The 590-nt window shown below is 63.1% G+C and carries 1 protein-coding gene; it reads left to right on the forward strand.

The features are described from left to right. Nucleotides 1–590: IS66 family transposase (gene tnpC, locus NKI08_RS34625; RefSeq protein WP_352776021.1), on the forward strand; the 590-nt coding region annotated here is incomplete at both ends.

Raw genomic sequence — 590 nt, forward strand, 5'->3', positions numbered from 1 at the left:
GAGCAACTTCATATCGAGGTGAAGGCGAAGGTCCTGCAGAATGTGCGGTTCAAATATGCTTGCCGTCATTGCGACCGTACCGGCATCAACACGCCGGTCGTGACCGCGCCGATGCCCGCGCAACCCTTGCCGGGCAGCATCGCCACGGCCTCGACGCTGGCCTTCGCGCTCGTTCACAAATACGTCGACGGCACACCGCTCTACCGCCTGGCGCAGGCCTTCGAGCGCGCGGGCGTTCCTGTCAGCCGTGGCGCTCTGGGTCACTGGGTGATCGGCTCGAGCGAAAAGCATCTCGCCCGCATCTATGACGTGCTGAAGCTGCGGCTCAGATCGCAGCCCCTCATCCATGGCGACGAGACCACGGTCCAGGTGCTGAAGGAAATGGACAGAGAGGCCACCAGCACCTCGTACATGTGGGCATACCGGAGCGGCCACGACAGTGACGAGCCGATCGTGCTGCTCGATTATCAGCCGGGTCGCGGCCAGATACACCCGCAGACCTTCTTGGGCGATTACCGCGGCATCGTGATGAGTGACGGTTATTCCGCCTGGCGCACGCTGGAAGGGGCAACGCATCTTGGCTGCATGGC

Source organism: Mesorhizobium sp. M0768 (assembly GCF_040320195.1).
In the GTDB taxonomy this organism is placed as follows: Bacteria; Pseudomonadota; Alphaproteobacteria; order Rhizobiales; family Rhizobiaceae; genus Mesorhizobium.